Raw genomic sequence first — 15,343 nt, 5'->3', positions numbered from 1 at the left:
AAACGGCCAGCCAAAACAGAGCCAACAGACGGTGGCAACAGACGGAGGCAACAACAAACGAGAAGGCCGCAGCGTTGCCGCCGCGGCCTCCCGATGTGAATTCGCTCGGTGGTGAGAACGATCCGATCCGGAAAGATCAGCTTCCGGAGGCAGTCCCCTCTCCGTCCTCGTGCGCCTCGGGTGCCACGCTCGGCATCGCCCAACTGGTTTCGGCAGCCGATTCGGTTGCGCTCACTTCGGGGGTTTCGACCAGAGGAGCCATCTTGGGGGCCCGCTTCTTGGCGGCCTTCTTCTTCGGCGCAGCGGGAGCCTTCGCGGCCGACGTCTTGGCCTTCTTGGCAGGAGCCTTCTTCGCAGCAGCCTTCTTGGCAGGAGCCTTGGCCGGGCTCTTGGCCGCCTTCTTCGCCGCGGCCTTCACGGTCTTCTTCGCCTTCTTGGCCGGCGCCTTTGCAGCCTTCTTGGAAGCCTTTTTTGCGGACTTCTTGGCAGCCTTCTTGGCGGACTTCTTCGTCGCCTTCTTGGCTGTCTTGGCCTGCGCCATCAGCTTCTTCTTCTCTTTCTTGTCCTTCTTCGCCTTCTTGTCCTTCGCCATCAGAAACCCTCCAGTTGCCGCCGATCGATCAACTCATCCGGCGGGACGGGCCGGCAGTCAGCACGCGCCCGTCCGTCAAATCATTCCTGGTCGCGGACCGCCCGTCGCCCAGTCGAGAAGCTCAACGGTGTGCACGACGGGAACGGTGGTGCCGCTGGCAATCTGCATCATGCAGCCGATATTGCCTGCCGCGATCACATTCGGCTTGACGGTCGCGATGTTGGCGACCTTGCGATCGCGCAGCTTCATCGCGATGTCAGGCTGGAGAATGTTGTAGGTCCCCGCCGAACCGCAACACAAATGACTCTCTGGTATATCTTTCACCACGAATCCGCACTTGGAAAGCAATTCTTTCGGAATGCTCGTGATTTTCTGCCCATGTTGCAGCGAGCAGGCGGAGTGATAGGCCACGACGAGGTCGTCGTGCCGAGATGCGGAGACCAGATCGAGACCTGCGAGATACTCGCTGATGTCCTTCGCCATGGCCGACACGGCGGCAGCGGGCGCTGCATATTGCGGGTCCTCGCGCAGCATGTGTCCGTAGTCCTTGATGACGGTGCCGCAGCCCGAGGTCGTCACCAGGATGGCGTCGAGACCGCCACGCTTTGCCTCGGCAGCCCACACCCCGACATTGGCGCGGGCGCGCGCCAGCGCGTCGGCGTCCTGCCCCATGTGGTGGGTCAGCGCACCGCAGCATTGCTCGTCCCTGACCAGCACCACCTCGATGCCGTGCCGTGTCAGGACGCTGATCGCAGCCTGGTTGATGCGCGGCGCGAGCGCCGCTTGCGCGCAGCCCTGCAGCAGCGCAACGCGGCCGCGACGGGCGCCCTGCGCGGCAAACACGCTGCCGCCCGCGGGCCCTGGCGGCGGCAGCGCCGCGGCCGGCGCCAGGTCGAGCATCGCCCTGACGCGCCGCAGCAGGCTCGGCACAGGTCCCTGCGTCGCGGAGGACGCCGGCAGCAGCGCCTTGAACGGCCGGCCGAGCCGCGCCAGGGTCATCGCGAGCCGAAACTCGCGCGGCCGCGGCAGCACATAGGCGAGCACGGCGCGCAGCAGCCGGTCCGTCAGCGGGCGTTGGTAGCTCTGCTCGATTCGCCCCCGCGCCTGGTCGACGAGGTGCATGTAGTGGACTCCCGACGGGCAGGTCGTCATGCAGGACAGGCACGACAGGCAGCGGTCGATATGCTTGACCACGTCGGCGGTCGGGGCCTGGTCCTTCTCCAGCATCTGCTTGATCAGGTAGATCCGGCCGCGCGGGCTGTCGAGCTCGTCGCCGAGCAGCACGTAGGTCGGACAGGTCGCGGTGCAGAAGCCGCAATGCACGCAGGCGCGCAGGATCTTGTCGGCGACCGCGATGTCGGGATCGGCGAGCTGCGCCAAGGTGAACTCGGTCTTCATGGCGCAACGCTCCGCCTGATACGGCCGCGGTTGAGAATGGTCTTGGGATCGAAGGAGACGCGCACCCGCTCCTCCAGCGCGGCGACACCCGGCGGCTGCGGGTGGAAGACGTCGACCGCCAGACGCATCTCGTCCCACGCCCGGAGCAACGTCGCGTGACCGCCGACGGCCTCGGCCTGCTTGCGCACCAGCCCCGCCGACGCATCGGGCTGCGGCGGCAGCGCCGCCCAGATCAGCCCGCCGCCCCAGTCATAGATCACCTCGCCGCCGGTCTGACGCGCCAAGGCCTGCCCGATGGCGCTGCCCGACACCGGCGGACAGACGATCCGCCAGACCGGCCAGGCGCCGAGCGGACCATCGGCCGCGAACGGCAGCACGTCGCGCACGGCGCTCCAGACTTGGGCGGAGGCGTCGTCCGCGATGATCTCGGCCGGACCGAAGGTCGCGAGCTGCTTGGCGAGCGACGCCGCCCGATGCGCCGCCGAGGCCGTGATGCCCTCGAGCCTGATCACCGTGACCGCCTCGCGCGGCGAGCCGATCGGGCTCAGCCCATCGACCTCCGGCCGCAGCGTGGAGGCCGGCAGATGCGCAGCCCCCGACACGTCGAACGGCGACCCCAGCGCCGCGGTCATGGCGCGGTTGGCCTTGAGGTCGTCGAGCCCGCGCAGCACCAGGCTGCGCTCCGACTCCGGCCGCGGCATCACCTTCAGCGTCGCCTCGGTCATGACCGCGAGCGTGCCCCAGGAGCCCGCCAGCAGCTTGCAGAGATCATAGCCGGTGACGTTCTTGACGACCTTGCCGCCGGTCTTGAAGCTCTCGCCGAAGCCGGAGACCGCGTGGGCGCCGAGCAGATGGTCGCGCGCCCCGCCGGCGCGGATGCGCCGCGGACCGGCCAGGCCCGCCGCGATCATGCCGCCGAGCGTGCCGCGGCCGGCCGTGCCGAGCAGCGGCCCCGTATCCATCGGCTCGAACGCGAATTGCTGGCTCTTCGAATCGATCAGCGACAGCAGGTCGGCGAGCGGCGCGCCAGCCTGCGCCGTGATGATCAGCTCGTTCGGCTCGTAGGCGACGACGGCGCTCAGGGCCGACAGGTCGAGCACGGCGTTGGTGGTCGTGATCTGCCCGATCTGGCGCTTCGAGCCGTGGCCGATGACGTCGAGCGGCTGCTCGCTCGCGATCGCGGCGCGAACCACCTCCTCCACGTCGGCTGCGTTGCGTACTTTGAGGGCGTCCACCGCTGCTCGCCTTGCTTGTTGATGATGACAGGCGGCCCAGCGCGACGCGCGGCCACCAGCGTTGCAGCCCTTCTAAAGCGTTGCGGGCCGGACACAAGGGCGGCCACGACGGAACGTTCACGCGCGATCTGCATGGCCCCGCCGTCGTGCTCTGCGGCATCGAGGCCTCGCTGCCCTGCAGGACTATCGCATATGACGCCGTCAGAGTCCGGCCGAGCTGTTTCAACGTCGTCATGGCCGGGCTTGTCCCGGCCATCCACGTCGTCGAATCCGGAGAAGGAAAGACGTCGATGCCGGGCCTTCGCCCCGCGAGGCGCCAGGCCCCGCAGGCGGAACAAGCCCAGGCATCGCGTACTCCCCAGCCCGTAGGGCGGGTTAGCGAAGCGTAACCCGCCGACCTTCCGAGACACATGGCGGATGACGCCTTCGGCTAATCCGCCTACGCCCTCATGTGCACATCCATCCTTCGTCCGCCATCGAAGGATCAGATGCAGGAACTGCGGTATCGTTGCCCTTGCAGCACTTCAACGAAAGGAACGATCACGATGACCGGATATGCAATCGAGACGAAGACCGTGAACGAGGCCGTCAGCGGCGGCAGCCTGCTGGTGGTGGCGCAATGGGAGGCCAGGGACGGCGAGGCCGACCGCGTCGCCGAGATCCTGTCGCGCTTCCTGCCCGAGGCGCAGCGCGAGCCCGGCGCAAAACTGTTCCTGATCTCCCGCGCCAAGGACAACCCGGCGCAGTTCCTGTTCTACGAGCTGTTCCGCGACGAAGCCGCCTTCAAGGCGCACCAGGAGAGCGACCACTTCAAGACCTACATCGCCGGCCAAGCCCTGCCGCTGCTGGCAAGGCGCGAGCGGGTGCAGTACGGGCTGATCGAGACGACGGCTTCCCCGAAATCGGCCTCGTGATGGGTTGAAGCTCACGCCAGTACCAGTGCTGTCATGCTCCGCGCAGGCGGAGCATCCAGTACTCCGCGGCGGAAGCGATCGAAGAAGGCCGAGCGCGAGGCTGGATTCGCAGCTTTCAGCGAATGGGCTGCGCGTCGGGTGGCCTAACCAGGGGGCCCACGGTCCGCCGCACGCTAGCAATTTTGCCCGAAAGGCATCAATCTTTTCCGAATCGTTAACGTTCTATGTTTCAGTGGAGAACAAATGGCCTCAAATTCGAAGATCGAATGGACTGACCACACCTTTAATCCCTGGATCGGATGTACCAACATCAGCCCAGGTTGCGACCACTGCTATGCGGAAGCTTGGTCGAAGCGGTCCGGGCTGGTTAAATGGGGGAATAGCCCGCGTCGGCGGACATCGGAAGCCTATTGGCGCTCGCCGCTGAGGTGGCAAGCGACAGCTGCGACATTTGAGAGGCAGCACGGCCGCAGGCAGCGCGTTTTCTGCGCCTCTCTGGCAGACGTTTTCGACAACCAAGCTGATTCCGATTGGCGTGCTGATCTTTTCAGTCTGATTGCAGCCACTCCCTCTATCGACTGGCTTCTGTTGACCAAGCGGCCTCAGAATATTGCCCGGATGTTGCCGGAGCGCTGGCCACCCGACGGAATGCGGAACGTTTGGCTTGGTACGACAGCCGAAGATCAGACGCGCTTTGATCAGCGATGGCCACTGCTCGCGCAAATCCCCGCCGCCGTGCGATTCGTCTCCTACGAGCCAGCAATTGGTCCAGTGCGCCTAAACAAGGCGCATGATATTCAGCCGGACTGGCTAATCATAGGCGGCGAAAGCGGGCCCCGAGCTCGCCACATGAATGCGCGATGGGTTCGAGACGTTGTCTCGGATTGTCGGAAGCTTCGTGTCGCCCCTTTCTTTAAGCAGTGGGGGGCAATCGGCAATAATCCGCTGGTCACAGAACAGAAGCGTTCACCCAAGGAAGCCGCGTTGGCCGACACATTTGGCAAGGGGGGCGGCCTCCTAGACCATAAGCTTGTCCGCGAGTTCCCGAATCCACGTGGATTACTGATTGTAGCCGCTTGAGTTATGCGCTCCGCTGCGCCAGCATCGGTTGCATGACCCGCCAGCTTTTACTTTTTGACCTACCGCCTCCGGGGGAGAAGCCGATGCGCTTCAAGCCTGCACAGAGGCCGATATGGACGGAGCACAAGGCGAAGCTGATCGAGCGTTACCTCTACTACTTCGTCATGATCACGAAGCATGGTGCGTACATTGATGGCTTCGCAGGTCCTCAGTACGAAGGCAAAGAGGATGCCTGGGCAGCAAAACTTGTGCTGGAATCGAAACCTGCGTTCTTGCGAAACTTCTGGCTTTGCGAAATTAGTTCGAAGGGCATTGCCGATCTTGAGGACCTAAAAGCTCAACAGCCTAAAATAAGAGGGCGGACTATCGAGATCGTGCCGGGCGATTTCAACGTGAACGTTGCCCCCTTGCTCGCACGAAGCAAAATCGCCGACAAGACCGCGACATTCTGCTTGCTCGATCAACGTACCTTTGAATGTGCGTGGGAGACTTTGGTTACGCTCTCCCGGCACCGAGCTGATTACAAGATCGAATTGTTCTATTTCCTCGCGACCGGTTGGTTCGGACGATCTGTGTCGGCAGTGAAAAACCGATTAATACTCGAACGATGGTGGGGTGGCTCCCACTTCGAGGGGGCGCTGGAAGGAAAGTCCGGGCACGAGCGTATGATGCTCTTTTGCGATCGGTTCAAGACCGAGCTTGGCTATAAGCACGCAAATGGCTGGCCGATCTATAGCCGCGAGAAGGGAGGCCGAGTGATGTATCACATGATCCATGCGACGGATCACGATGAGGGCCCTCGCTTGATGCACCGGGCGTATTTGAATGCACTGAAGCGGCGCGAACCGCTGGAACTGCTACAACGCAGTTTTGATGATCTCTGGAAACGATAGTTTCGCAGCGCCTTCTACCCGTCACTTAGAACAAAATTGGCATCTTCTGTTCTACGATCCTATAGCGAGAGGGAGACGATTGAGACGGCTCGGTGAGTGGGTGTGGGTGAGAGGAGTCGAACCTCTCAGGCGATCGTCTTAACCGGTGTATAGGACTACCGAATGTAGAGCATCGTGCCTGCGCGGATCAGCTTACCCAAGTCCTCGGGCCCACACGTTCGCCCGCTTCACCCTGCACCTCTAGTTTGGTCTTTGCGCTTATATGCACGTCCATGTGCAGATCCCCTGTTACGGTGAGATCGACACTTAGGGCTGTCCACGCAACAACGATCACTCTTAACAGACGGCTTACCCAACCGGGGAAGCTCCCGCACGTCTTTTAGGCGTTTCGGTCGGCCGGTGCAACCCAACTGAGCACGGGCTGCCAACCAACTCAGACGCTAGGAAGGAAAGGAGCAGGTGTTCCTGCTCCTTTCCAACACGTTCTCTAGCTAGACCGCGCGCGTCCAGCCAGCAGCCCGATGACGGCCCCCGCTCCCACATTGAACAAGCTGTTCGCGGTTGCGAAGAACTGTGACATTGCGGACTGATCTCCGCTTAGGATTGCAGACGTTAATGCCAAACCGGCACACCCGGCTGCAATTGTAGCTACAAGGAGGGCTATTCGGATATCCTGGCTCATTCCCTTCAGCCTACGAGGTAGTCCAGCATGCAGGGGGAATGTTCCGGGATCACGAGGAACGCCCCCCGAGCTTTGCCGGGAAGTTGGTTCCTCGAAGGCCCGCCGCCAACGAGTGGGTTCTACTTTGCTTGCTACATCGGCCTTGGTAAGGCCCGTGAGAAGTCACACAATTAGCTACGGCGACGGGACCGGACTTTTGTTCAAGCGCAAATTGGCTCGAACCAATTGTGGTCACCAAGTCAGGCGACACCATCCGCGTTAGGTAGGTCGAAGGTCTAGGCTTTCAAGACCATGGCCGTGCATTTCCCGTGCATAGCGCACAAGACTGCATCTAAGCTATTGAAAATTAAGCGTTAATAAGATTTACCCGCAGCCTTCACACGGGAGGGGTCCAAGGTCGATCCCTTGAGCACCTACAATTTCGAACCCGACAGACGCGGGGCCTTTTAGGGTCGTCGGCAACTCAGCTTTGCTGATTTTGCGTAATCTCGCTGGCACAGGAACGACCGGCCGCAGCAAAATCGCTCGCGCGGAATAACTCATTTCGCGAGCTATTTCATTGCGGAGCAGCAGGCATCCTCCAGGCGAGATTTTCCGCTTTCTTTTTTCCAGAAATCGTGTATGACTCCGCCCATCCCGCCTCACCGAGAGGGGCGTACGCGCGGTCGTCACGATACGTGGGGCGGGGATGCGGTGGCCGTGTCGGGTCGCAGCGTGATCTGATCATGCCGACGAACGACTGCGACGCGGACGTGAAATCGTGTGGTCCTGGTCTCCCGGTGCTGAGACCAAGCCTTGCGATGCTCGGTCACGGGCATGCGGGCGACGGGGGCAACAAGCCGGTCCCCGAGGAGATCACGTATAAGCGTTAAGACCGCCGCGCGGGGAATGCCGGTTGTTCGGCTGAACCTGTGGTACCTGCCGCCTGCATTTTTTTCGCAGGCGGGCCATGGGTGAGGCCTTCACCCGGCATTCCCTGCGCCCTCTCGTTTGCTTCGAAGGGCGATGTCGATGGCATCACTCGGGCGCAACGCGCCGCGGGAATGTGGACGTGTGCCTGCGGGTGGAGGTGGATGCGATGAGGAAGACTCTCTCCCCGTCATTCCGGGGCGCGCATCGCGCGAACTACGATGCGCAATTGCGCATCGTAGTTCGCCCTTCCGCCTTCGCTCTACGAGCTACGGCGGACAAGCCGGGCGCCCCGGAATGACGGCGGAGAGAGCGAGGCGCCACAAGACGATGCCCTGCCCTCCGCCCGCCTCAGAATCTCGGCAGATCCGGAAACGCCAGCTTGCCGCCGTGGACGTGCATGCGGCCGAGCTCGGCGCAGCGGTGCAAGGTGGGGAAGACCTTGCCCGGGTTGAGCAAACCCTGGCTGTCGAAGGCGCACTTGACCCGCTGCTGCTGGTTGAGGTCGATCTCGGTGAACATCTCCGGCATCAAATCGCGCTTCTCGATTCCCACCCCGTGCTCGCCGGTCAGGACGCCGCCGAGCTCGACGCAGCAGCGCAGGATGTCGGCGCCGAACGCCTCGGCGCGCTCCATCTCGCCCGGCTTGTTGGCGTCGTAGAGGATCAGCGGATGCAGGTTGCCGTCGCCGGCATGGAAGACATTGGCGCAGCCGAGCTGATACTTTTCCGACAGCTCGCGGATGCGCGCCAGCGCCTTCGGCAGCGCGCCGCGCGGGATGGTGCCGTCCATGCAGAGGTAGTCCGGCGAGATCCGGCCGACGGCGGGAAACGCCGCCTTGCGGCCGGCCCAGAACAAATTGCGCTCGGCCTCGGAGGTCGAGATGCGACAGGTGGTCGAGCCGCAGCCATTGGCGATCGTCTCGACCCGGCCGATCAGCTCATCGACCTCGACGCCGGGGCCGTCGAGCTCGATGATCAGGAGCGCCTCGACGTCGAGCGGATAGCCGGCATGAACGAAGGCCTCGGCGGCGTGGATCGCCGGCTTGTCCATCATCTCCATGCCGCCGGGGATGATGCCGGCGCCGATGATGCGGGCGACGCATTCGCCGGCCGCCTCGACCTCGGCGAACCCGACCATCAGCGCGCGCGCCGTCTCCGGCTTCTGCAGGATGCGCACCGTCACCTCGGTGACGACGCCGAGCAGGCCTTCCGAGCCGGTGATCAGCCCCATCAGGTCGTAGCCGGCATTCTCGGCGCATTTGCCGCCGATGCGCAGCACCTCGCCGGTCATCAGCACGATCTCGCAGCCGAGCACGTTGTTGGTGGTCATGCCGTATTTCAGGCAGTGCACGCCGCCGGAATTCTCCGCGACATTGCCGCCGATCGAGCAGGCGATCTGCGAGGACGGATCGGGCGCGTAGTAGAAGCCGGCATGCGCCACCGCCTGGCTGATGGCGAGATTGGTCACGCCGGGTTCGGTGACGACGACGCGGTTGTCGAAGTCGATGTCGCGGATGCGCTTGAACTTGCCGAGCCCGAGCAGCACGCCATCAGCCAGCGGCAAGGCGCCGCCGGACAGCGACGTCCCCGAGCCCCGCGGAACCACCTTGATGCCCTGCTCGTGGCAATATTTCAGGACCTTCGACACCTGCGCAGTGGTCTCCGGCAGCACCACAACCATCGGCGGCTGGCGGTAGGCCATCAACCCGTCGGACTCGTAAGGGAGCATCTCGGCGGCGCTGTCGATGACGCCTTCGCCCGGCACGATTGCGCGCAGTGCAGCAACGATCTCGTCGCGGCGCGCCAGCACCGCCCGATCAGCTTCCGGCATCATGATCGCCATCGCGTTCCTCCGGCCCTCGATTTGCCCTGGCATATCAATCACAACGGAAACGGTTTGGATAGGCAGCGGATCAGCATCGGAGTTTGCGGCAGAGCAACAAACTCAGCCATTATGCTGATTTGCCTCAGCGCTTCCCCGCTTGTGCGTCGCTTGAGGCCATGCCACAACCTGCGCGCAAACTCGTCTCGTAACCCACAGAGCCTGATCCATGAAGAAAATGACTTTGAGCGCGCTCGTCATCCTCGCCTCGTCGTCGCTGGCGTCTGCCGCGCTGGCGCAGGATGCGGCCGCCGGCAAGACGTCCTTCAACAAGTGCCTGCCCTGCCACGCGATCGGCGAAGGCGCGAAGAACAAGGTCGGTCCGGAACTCAACGGCCTCGATGGACGCAAGTCGGGCAGCGCGCCGGACTACAACTATTCGGAAGCCAACAAGAACTCGGGCATCACCTGGAACGAGGCGGTCTTCAAGGAATACATCAAGGACCCGAAGGCCAAGATCCCCGGCACCAAGATGACCTTCGCGGGCATCAAGAACGAGACCGAGATCAACAATCTCTGGGCCTATGTCGCGTCGTTCGACAAGGACGGCAAGCAGAAGCAGTAAGCGGCCGGCCGCGGCCCTCCGCTCGAGACCTGCAGGCCCCGGCAGACGCCGGGGCCTTTCCATCATCAGGGCGCCGCTTCGACGGCCGTGAGCGCGCTGACCATCCGATCGACCTCGCCCACCACGAGCTCCGGCACCGCATTCTGGACCATGTGCCCGAGGTCGGGCACGACGATCAGGCGCGCCTGGGGCAAGACCCGCGCGAGCGGCCGGGAATGGATCTCGGTATAGACCGTCCTGTCGGCATCGCCGGCCAGGATCGTGACCGGCACCTTGATCTCGCCATAGCGCGGCGCCTGCTCGATCACCGCCTGCTTCAGGGTGACGAGGTCGCGCGCATTGGCCAGGAACTCGCGCGGCCGCAGCAACAGCGGCGTCGCGGTCTGGTCGACGAAATCGTCCGGCATCTCCTGCGGCGCGAACACCCCGCGGGCACCAGGCGCCATCAGCGCCAGGCCGAGCGGCAGCGTGATCGTATGCGCCAGCAAAGGCCCGACCACCGGCGTCGTGACGGCCGCATTGTACTGCCCGACCCCGCCCCGCCAGGGATAGGCGACCGGCGCCAGCATGACGAGGCCCGCGACCCGGTCAGGGAAGTCGAGTGCCATGCGCAGGCCGAGCGCACCGCTCCAGGAATGGACCACCAGGATCACCGGGCCGATGCCGAGCCGGGCCAGCGCCTCGTCCAGCATGCGGGCCTGAACCGCGGGCGTCGAATCCTCGGCGCGATCGCGCGGGCTCCAGCCGTGGCCGGGACGGTCGACCAGGAGCACCCGATGACGCCGGGCGAGCAGGTCGCCCAGCGGCCTGCGCATCGCCCCGAGGTTCGAGCTGGCGCCGTGGACAAGCAGAAGCGGCGGCCGCTCCCCGTCACGCGGCCCGATATCCACAAGATTGATGGTCGCTCCATCGACCTCGACCGCCTCTCCCTGGGCCGGATAGCGTCTTTCCATCAGCACGACGCCGGCCTGGGTCAGCAGCGCCAGCAGCCCCAGGGCCCCTACTACGAGTATTGAAATCATTGATGATTTTCTGCCTGTCACCTGGACAGATACGGGTCAGATCGCAGCAGGTTGCGGCGCCGGCACCCTCCTCCCGTCATTTCGCCCGCGAATCCTGTCATGATGGCGTCGTCGGCCATTTTATAACCATGGTCAGGACATTTCCTCGCAATCAGCCGATGGCCGTGAATTACTTGCGGTCGGGTCATTGCGCAGTCGAAGCACGATGACCGGCCCTGTGTTTAGTTTGGTGTTTTGGGAGGGGGTTACCGATGAGCTTTCGTTCAAGCGAGGCAGCCATCGACGAGATCGTCGCGAGCTGCAACGGCGACCTTCGCGGCGCGCTGAAGGCGCTGCTGCTGGTCAACGAGCATCTCGAGGCCGAGATCGCACAACTCTATGCCGCGGCCGCCCAGTACGGCCTGCCGGACCGCCGCAGCACCGCGTTCCACTGAGCCGCCAGCCCGCTCGCGGGCGAGCCGATCAGTCCTCCTGCGTCATGTCCTTGTTCGGGCACGCGTTGATCGTGGATCTCGCGAGCTTGGCGTCATCCTTCGATTTGAAGGGGCCGGACGCGAACCAGATGTCGCCCATGATCGTGACGACCGGGTTGCTGGTCACGATCTCGCAGCGATTGGTGGCGCGGTTGCCGACCACCCAGAACAGATCCGGATCCTCGGCCCAGGCGGCCGACATCGTCGTCATCACCAGCGCTGCCGTCAGCACCGCCCGCCGCATCGCGTCTCTCCTGCCGAGCTCCATCGTTGAGAGGCAGCTAGGTTCGCGCGGCCGGTCCGACAAGGACGGCCGCCCAGACGTGGTTAATCGGCCGTTACGGCTAGATGTCGCGCCCCTCGACCTTCTCGGTGAGGGTTTTCACCAGCTCCGGCACCTTGTCGAGATGCGGATTGACCTCGAGCGCCTTGCGGAACGCGTCCAGCGCCCGCTTCTCCTCGCCGAGATCCTGCATGATCATGCCGAGACCTGCGAGCGCGCCGAAGTGCCGCGGCTCACGCAGCAGGACCTGCTGGATGTCGGCAAGCGAGCGGCCGTAATCGTTCTGGAGGTAATAGATGGTCGCACGACGGTTCCAGGCCTCGACATAATCGGGCCGGAGCTTGATCACCGAATCGAGCAATTTGAGCGCAACTTCGTTCTGCTTCGCGTCCATCGCGGCTTTGGACCGCGACATCAGCAGGGCGACGGTATCGCTGGGGGTCTGCAGCCAGATCGCCCAAATCCGCGCCTCGACATGCTTGGCGCTGATCTCGTCGGGCGCCGCCTTCAGGGCACCGAACAGGAAATCGAGGCCCTTGGTCTTGTCGGCGCCGATCTTCGGCAGCTTGGCCGGAGCCTCGGGCGGCTTTGGCTTGACGCCGGCCCGCGGCTCCCCCTGCGCAAAGGCAAGATGCGGTACCGAAATGACGACAACGGCGAGAAGAATCGCCCGCAAGGATCGCTTGGCCATGCCCCAAGTCTAAACGCAGTCGGCACGTCCTGCAAAGCAGCACGCACCTCAAAGACCTGTGAGGAGGCCCCTCTTCTCGAGGGGAGATCTACGGGATCAGCCCTGGCGCGCCTTGAAGCGGCGCTGGACCTTGTTGATCACATAGACGCGGCCCTTGCGGCGGACCAGACGGTTGGCGCGATGGCGGCCACGCAGCGACTTCAGCGAGTTACGGACCTTCATGGGACATCCTGATACGTTGAAAGGCCGTGTTGGACAGGCCGGAAGTGGCAAATACAAAGGGAGTTCCGCAAGCGACCAAGTCGCCCGGATTGGCCGGTTTCTAACCACCGGCCCGCCGGATGTCAATCATGGCGGGCCCCGGCTTCAACAGAACCGGCCGGCGACGCGCCCCTCGATCCAACTTGGCGATTGCCAAATTTGTTATATCCTATAATCAATTTTCCAAAGCCAAGAACCAACCGCCGGGAACGCCCATGCCCAAGCTCGCTCTGCCCAAGATCGACGATGTCGTCGCCATCGACATCCATACCCATGCCGAGGAGCCCTGCGGCATGCATGCGGATGACGGCTACGACGATTTCCAGGCCCAGATGGCCGACTACTTCAAGTCGCCGCACAAGCATCCGCCGACGGTGCCGGAGACGGCCGCCTATTATCGCTCCAAGAACATCGCCGCGGTGATCTTCCCGGTCGACGCCGAGCGCGAGACCGGCTTTCGGCGCTACAACAATTACGAGATGCTCGAGGTCGCTTCCGACCATCTCGACGTCCTCATCCCCTTCGTCAGCATCGATCCGCACAAGGGCAAGCTCGGCGTGCGCGAGGCGCGCAAGCTGATCGAGGAGTATGGCGTCCGCGGCTTCAAGTTCCACCCTACGATGCAGGGCTTCTACGCCAATGACCGGCTGGCCTATCCGCTGTATGAGGCGATCAACGACGGCGGCGCGATCGCACTGTTTCACACCGGCCAGACCGGCGTCGGCTCGGGCATGCCGGGCGGCATGGGGATGCGGCTGAAATACTCCAACCCGATGTACATGGACGACGTCGCGGCCGACTTCCCCGACCTCAAGATCATCCTCGCCCATCCCTCCTTCCCCTGGCAGGAGGAGGCGCTGTCGGTGGCGACCCACAAGCCGAACGTCTACATCGACCTCTCGGGCTGGTCGCCAAAGTACTTCCCGCCGATCCTGGTGCGCTACATCAACTCGATCCTGCAGGACAAGATGCTGTTCGGCTCGGACTGGCCGGTCATCACGCCGGACCGCTGGCTCGCCGATTTCGCCAAGCTCGACATCCGCGACGAGATCCGGCCGAAGGTGTTGAAGGCCAACGCCCGCAAGCTGCTCGGGATCTGACGTCGTCGGTCCTGTCCTTGCCGCCCCGCGCAAGTCACGGGCATCATGCTATCATCCGCAGGCGCGGTGGCCATCAGCCTTAGCGCCTGTCTGCTTTCGATCAGGTGAGCGCCGTGCCCTTCAAAGCCGTGGTCTTCGATGCCTATGGCACGCTGTACGACATCCAGTCGGTAGCGGCCGTGACCGAGCAGGCCTTTCCCGGCCATGGCGACATCATCACGCAGATCTGGCGCATCAAGCAGCTCGAATACACCTGGCTGCGCTCGCTGATGCAGCGTTACGAGGACTTCACCGCCGTCACCCGCGACTCGCTGATCTACACGTTGCGCGTTCTCGGGCTGCAGGCCGATGCGGCGACGCTGGACCGCATCATCGCCAAATATCTCGATCTCGATCCCTACCCCGATGCGAGGGTTGCGCTCGCCGCGATGAAGGATCATCGGCTCGCGATCCTCTCCAACGGCAGCCCTGCGATGCTCGACAGCCTGGTCAAGGCCAGCGGCTTCGATGCTCCGCTCGATGCGGTCATCAGCGTGGATGCCCGGAAGATCTTCAAGCCGAGTCCCCAGGCGTACGCGCTGATCGAGGAGACGCTCGGGTTTGCGCCCGACGAGGTGCTGTTCGTGTCCTCCAACCCCTGGGACGTCTGCGGCGCCAAGGCGTTCGGATTGAACGTCGCCTGGATCGAGCGCGTCACCCCGGACGCCATGGCGGCTGCCTGCAGCCAGACCGACCTCGTCGCGCCGCTCACCCTGTTCAAGGCGCTGCGCACCCAGATGGACGAGTTGGGTTTGGCGCCGGACTATCGTATTGCTGCGCTATCCGAACTGCCCGAGATCGTCGCCAAACATGAGCCTTGATTCCGTCCGCGCCTTCTTCACCGAAAAAGCCCCCGACATCGACGTCCTCGTCTCCAGCCAGAGTTCCGCCACCGTGGCGCTCGCGGCGGAGGCCTATGGTGTCGAGCCGGCCCGCATCGCCAAGACGCTGTCGCTGCGCGTCGGCGAGCGCGTCATCCTGATCGTCGCCGCGGGCCACGCAAGGATGGACAACAAGAAGGTCAAGGCGCAGTTCGGCGGCAAGCCGAAGATGCTCGGCCTCGACGAGGTCGCCGACATCACCGGTCACGAGGTCGGCGGCGTCTGTCCGTTCGGGCTGAAATCGCCGCTGCCGGTCTATTGCGACGTCTCGCTGAAAGCCTTCGACATCGTCGTGCCGGCGGCAGGCTCGACCCATAGCGCCGTCAAGATCACGCCGGACCGCATGGCCGAGCTGACATCGGCCGAATGGGTCGACGTTTGCGAGGTCGCGACTTAGTCGTCGCACCGAAATGATACCAGGCGCGGCAGCTTCATCGCGTC

General features: G+C 63.7%; 16 protein-coding genes. 8 read left to right on the top strand and 8 right to left on the bottom strand.

Translation table 11 applies throughout. The annotated features are described in order from the left end of the window. Positions 1-136: 136 nt before the first annotated feature. The 3 genes from QX039_RS11980 to QX039_RS11970 form a co-directional block, all read right to left on the bottom strand. Complete coding sequence (locus QX039_RS11980) at positions 137-592, bottom strand: hypothetical protein (protein WP_315771246.1); 456 nt, start codon at positions 590-592, stop codon at positions 137-139. A 75-nt stretch (positions 593-667) separates the two neighbouring features. Then, the gene (gene glcF, locus QX039_RS11975; RefSeq protein ID WP_315771244.1) at positions 668-1,990 is read right to left on the bottom strand and encodes a glycolate oxidase subunit GlcF; all 1,323 of its coding nucleotides are present in this window, start codon (positions 1,988-1,990) and stop codon (positions 668-670) included. Further along, the gene (locus QX039_RS11970) at positions 1,987-3,225 is read right to left on the bottom strand and encodes an FAD-binding protein (protein WP_315771242.1); all 1,239 of its coding nucleotides are present in this window, start codon (positions 3,223-3,225) and stop codon (positions 1,987-1,989) included. Before QX039_RS11970 ends, glcF begins: the two co-directional genes overlap by 4 nt. A 545-nt stretch (positions 3,226-3,770) precedes the next feature. On the opposite strand from QX039_RS11970, the gene QX039_RS11965 reads away from it, so the two are divergent. The 3 genes from QX039_RS11965 (at position 3,771) to tcmP (ending at position 6,112) form a co-directional block, all read left to right on the top strand. Beyond that, the gene (locus QX039_RS11965) at positions 3,771-4,139 is read left to right on the top strand and encodes a putative quinol monooxygenase (protein ID WP_315771240.1); all 369 of its coding nucleotides are present in this window, start codon (positions 3,771-3,773) and stop codon (positions 4,137-4,139) included. 243 nt (positions 4,140-4,382) lie between these two features. Next, positions 4,383-5,219: a phage Gp37/Gp68 family protein gene (locus QX039_RS11960; RefSeq protein WP_315771238.1), complete on the top strand. Its 837-nt coding sequence runs from the start codon at positions 4,383-4,385 to the stop codon at positions 5,217-5,219. 32 nt (positions 5,220-5,251) lie between these two features. After that, positions 5,252-6,112, top strand: a complete 861-nt coding sequence (gene tcmP / locus QX039_RS11955; protein ID WP_315771236.1) for a three-Cys-motif partner protein TcmP — start codon at positions 5,252-5,254, stop codon at positions 6,110-6,112. 1,942 nt (positions 6,113-8,054) lie between these two features. Here the strand turns inward: tcmP and QX039_RS11950 are convergent. Then, a complete protein-coding gene (locus QX039_RS11950; protein WP_315771234.1) occupies positions 8,055-9,548 on the bottom strand; it encodes an FAD-linked oxidase C-terminal domain-containing protein in 1,494 nt (497 codons plus the stop codon). Between the two features lie 208 nt (positions 9,549-9,756). On the opposite strand from QX039_RS11950, the gene cycA reads away from it, so the two are divergent. Continuing rightward, positions 9,757-10,152, top strand: coding sequence for a cytochrome c-550 CycA (gene cycA / locus QX039_RS11945; protein WP_315736540.1), 396 nt, complete (start codon positions 9,757-9,759; stop codon positions 10,150-10,152). A gap of 65 nt (positions 10,153-10,217) precedes the next feature. Here the strand turns inward: cycA and QX039_RS11940 are convergent, their stop codons facing one another. Beyond that, positions 10,218-11,174 (bottom strand): alpha/beta hydrolase, encoded by a 957-nt coding sequence (locus QX039_RS11940; protein WP_315771232.1) that lies wholly within the window; start codon positions 11,172-11,174, stop codon positions 10,218-10,220. Between the two features lie 251 nt (positions 11,175-11,425). Here QX039_RS11940 and QX039_RS11935 point away from each other — a divergent pair, with 251 nt between their 5' ends. Continuing rightward, the gene (locus tag QX039_RS11935; protein ID WP_231319498.1) at positions 11,426-11,608 is read left to right on the top strand and encodes a hypothetical protein; all 183 of its coding nucleotides are present in this window, start codon (positions 11,426-11,428) and stop codon (positions 11,606-11,608) included. Positions 11,609-11,636: 28 nt separating this feature from the next. On the opposite strand, the gene QX039_RS11930 is transcribed toward QX039_RS11935, so the two are convergent. The 3 genes from QX039_RS11930 to ykgO form a co-directional block, all read right to left on the bottom strand. Continuing rightward, the gene (locus QX039_RS11930; RefSeq protein ID WP_315736538.1) at positions 11,637-11,891 is read right to left on the bottom strand and encodes a hypothetical protein; all 255 of its coding nucleotides are present in this window, start codon (positions 11,889-11,891) and stop codon (positions 11,637-11,639) included. Positions 11,892-11,991: 100 nt separating this feature from the next. Continuing rightward, positions 11,992-12,621 (bottom strand): tetratricopeptide repeat protein, encoded by a 630-nt coding sequence (locus QX039_RS11925; protein ID WP_315736537.1) that lies wholly within the window; start codon positions 12,619-12,621, stop codon positions 11,992-11,994. Positions 12,622-12,717: 96 nt separating this feature from the next. Then, a complete protein-coding gene (gene ykgO / locus QX039_RS11920) occupies positions 12,718-12,843 on the bottom strand; it encodes a type B 50S ribosomal protein L36 (protein WP_006611362.1) in 126 nt (41 codons plus the stop codon). 254 nt (positions 12,844-13,097) lie between these two features. On the opposite strand from ykgO, the gene QX039_RS11915 reads away from it, so the two are divergent. The 3 genes from QX039_RS11915 to QX039_RS11905 all read left to right on the top strand — a co-directional run bounded on the left by QX039_RS11915 (position 13,098) and on the right by QX039_RS11905 (position 15,299). After that, positions 13,098-13,982 carry an amidohydrolase family protein gene (locus QX039_RS11915; protein ID WP_315736536.1) on the top strand — a complete coding sequence of 295 codons (885 nt, stop codon included), beginning with the start codon at positions 13,098-13,100 and terminating at the stop codon, positions 13,980-13,982. A gap of 113 nt (positions 13,983-14,095) precedes the next feature. Next, entirely contained in the window at positions 14,096-14,842 is a 747-nt protein-coding gene (locus tag QX039_RS11910) for a haloacid dehalogenase type II (RefSeq protein ID WP_315771230.1), read from the top strand. Continuing rightward, on the top strand, positions 14,832-15,299 hold the full coding sequence (locus QX039_RS11905) for a YbaK/EbsC family protein (RefSeq protein WP_315736534.1): 468 nt from the start codon (positions 14,832-14,834) through the stop codon (positions 15,297-15,299). The genes QX039_RS11910 and QX039_RS11905 overlap by 11 nt, the downstream gene beginning before the upstream one ends. Positions 15,300-15,343: the final 44 nt, after the last annotated feature.

It is taken from the genome of Bradyrhizobium sp. SZCCHNR1043 (assembly GCF_032489675.1).
Classification (GTDB): Bacteria; Pseudomonadota; Alphaproteobacteria; order Rhizobiales; family Xanthobacteraceae; genus Bradyrhizobium.
This window is presented reverse-complemented; position numbering and strand designations above follow the sequence as displayed.

What these genes read in the sequence shown, in the direction of transcription:
- QX039_RS11940 (WP_315771232.1), bottom strand. Translation starts at nt 11,174, where the DNA reads ATGATTTCAATACTCGTAGTAGGGGCCCTGGGGCTGCTGGCGCTGCTG.
- QX039_RS11905 (WP_315736534.1), top strand. Translation starts at nt 14,832, where the DNA reads ATGAGCCTTGATTCCGTCCGCGCCTTCTTCACCGAAAAAGCCCCCGAC.
- QX039_RS11925 (WP_315736537.1), bottom strand. Translation starts at nt 12,621, where the DNA reads ATGGCCAAGCGATCCTTGCGGGCGATTCTTCTCGCCGTTGTCGTCATT.
- QX039_RS11930 (WP_315736538.1), bottom strand. Translation starts at nt 11,891, where the DNA reads ATGCGGCGGGCGGTGCTGACGGCAGCGCTGGTGATGACGACGATGTCG.
- glcF (WP_315771244.1), bottom strand. Translation starts at nt 1,990, where the DNA reads ATGAAGACCGAGTTCACCTTGGCGCAGCTCGCCGATCCCGACATCGCG.
- QX039_RS11965 (WP_315771240.1), top strand. Translation starts at nt 3,771, where the DNA reads ATGACCGGATATGCAATCGAGACGAAGACCGTGAACGAGGCCGTCAGC.
- QX039_RS11950 (WP_315771234.1), bottom strand. Translation starts at nt 9,548, where the DNA reads ATGGCGATCATGATGCCGGAAGCTGATCGGGCGGTGCTGGCGCGCCGC.
- tcmP (WP_315771236.1), top strand. Translation starts at nt 5,252, where the DNA reads ATGACCCGCCAGCTTTTACTTTTTGACCTACCGCCTCCGGGGGAGAAG.
- cycA (WP_315736540.1), top strand. Translation starts at nt 9,757, where the DNA reads ATGAAGAAAATGACTTTGAGCGCGCTCGTCATCCTCGCCTCGTCGTCG.
- QX039_RS11915 (WP_315736536.1), top strand. Translation starts at nt 13,098, where the DNA reads ATGCCCAAGCTCGCTCTGCCCAAGATCGACGATGTCGTCGCCATCGAC.
- ykgO (WP_006611362.1), bottom strand. Translation starts at nt 12,843, where the DNA reads ATGAAGGTCCGTAACTCGCTGAAGTCGCTGCGTGGCCGCCATCGCGCC.
- QX039_RS11935 (WP_231319498.1), top strand. Translation starts at nt 11,426, where the DNA reads ATGAGCTTTCGTTCAAGCGAGGCAGCCATCGACGAGATCGTCGCGAGC.
- QX039_RS11980 (WP_315771246.1), bottom strand. Translation starts at nt 592, where the DNA reads ATGGCGAAGGACAAGAAGGCGAAGAAGGACAAGAAAGAGAAGAAGAAG.
- QX039_RS11960 (WP_315771238.1), top strand. Translation starts at nt 4,383, where the DNA reads ATGGCCTCAAATTCGAAGATCGAATGGACTGACCACACCTTTAATCCC.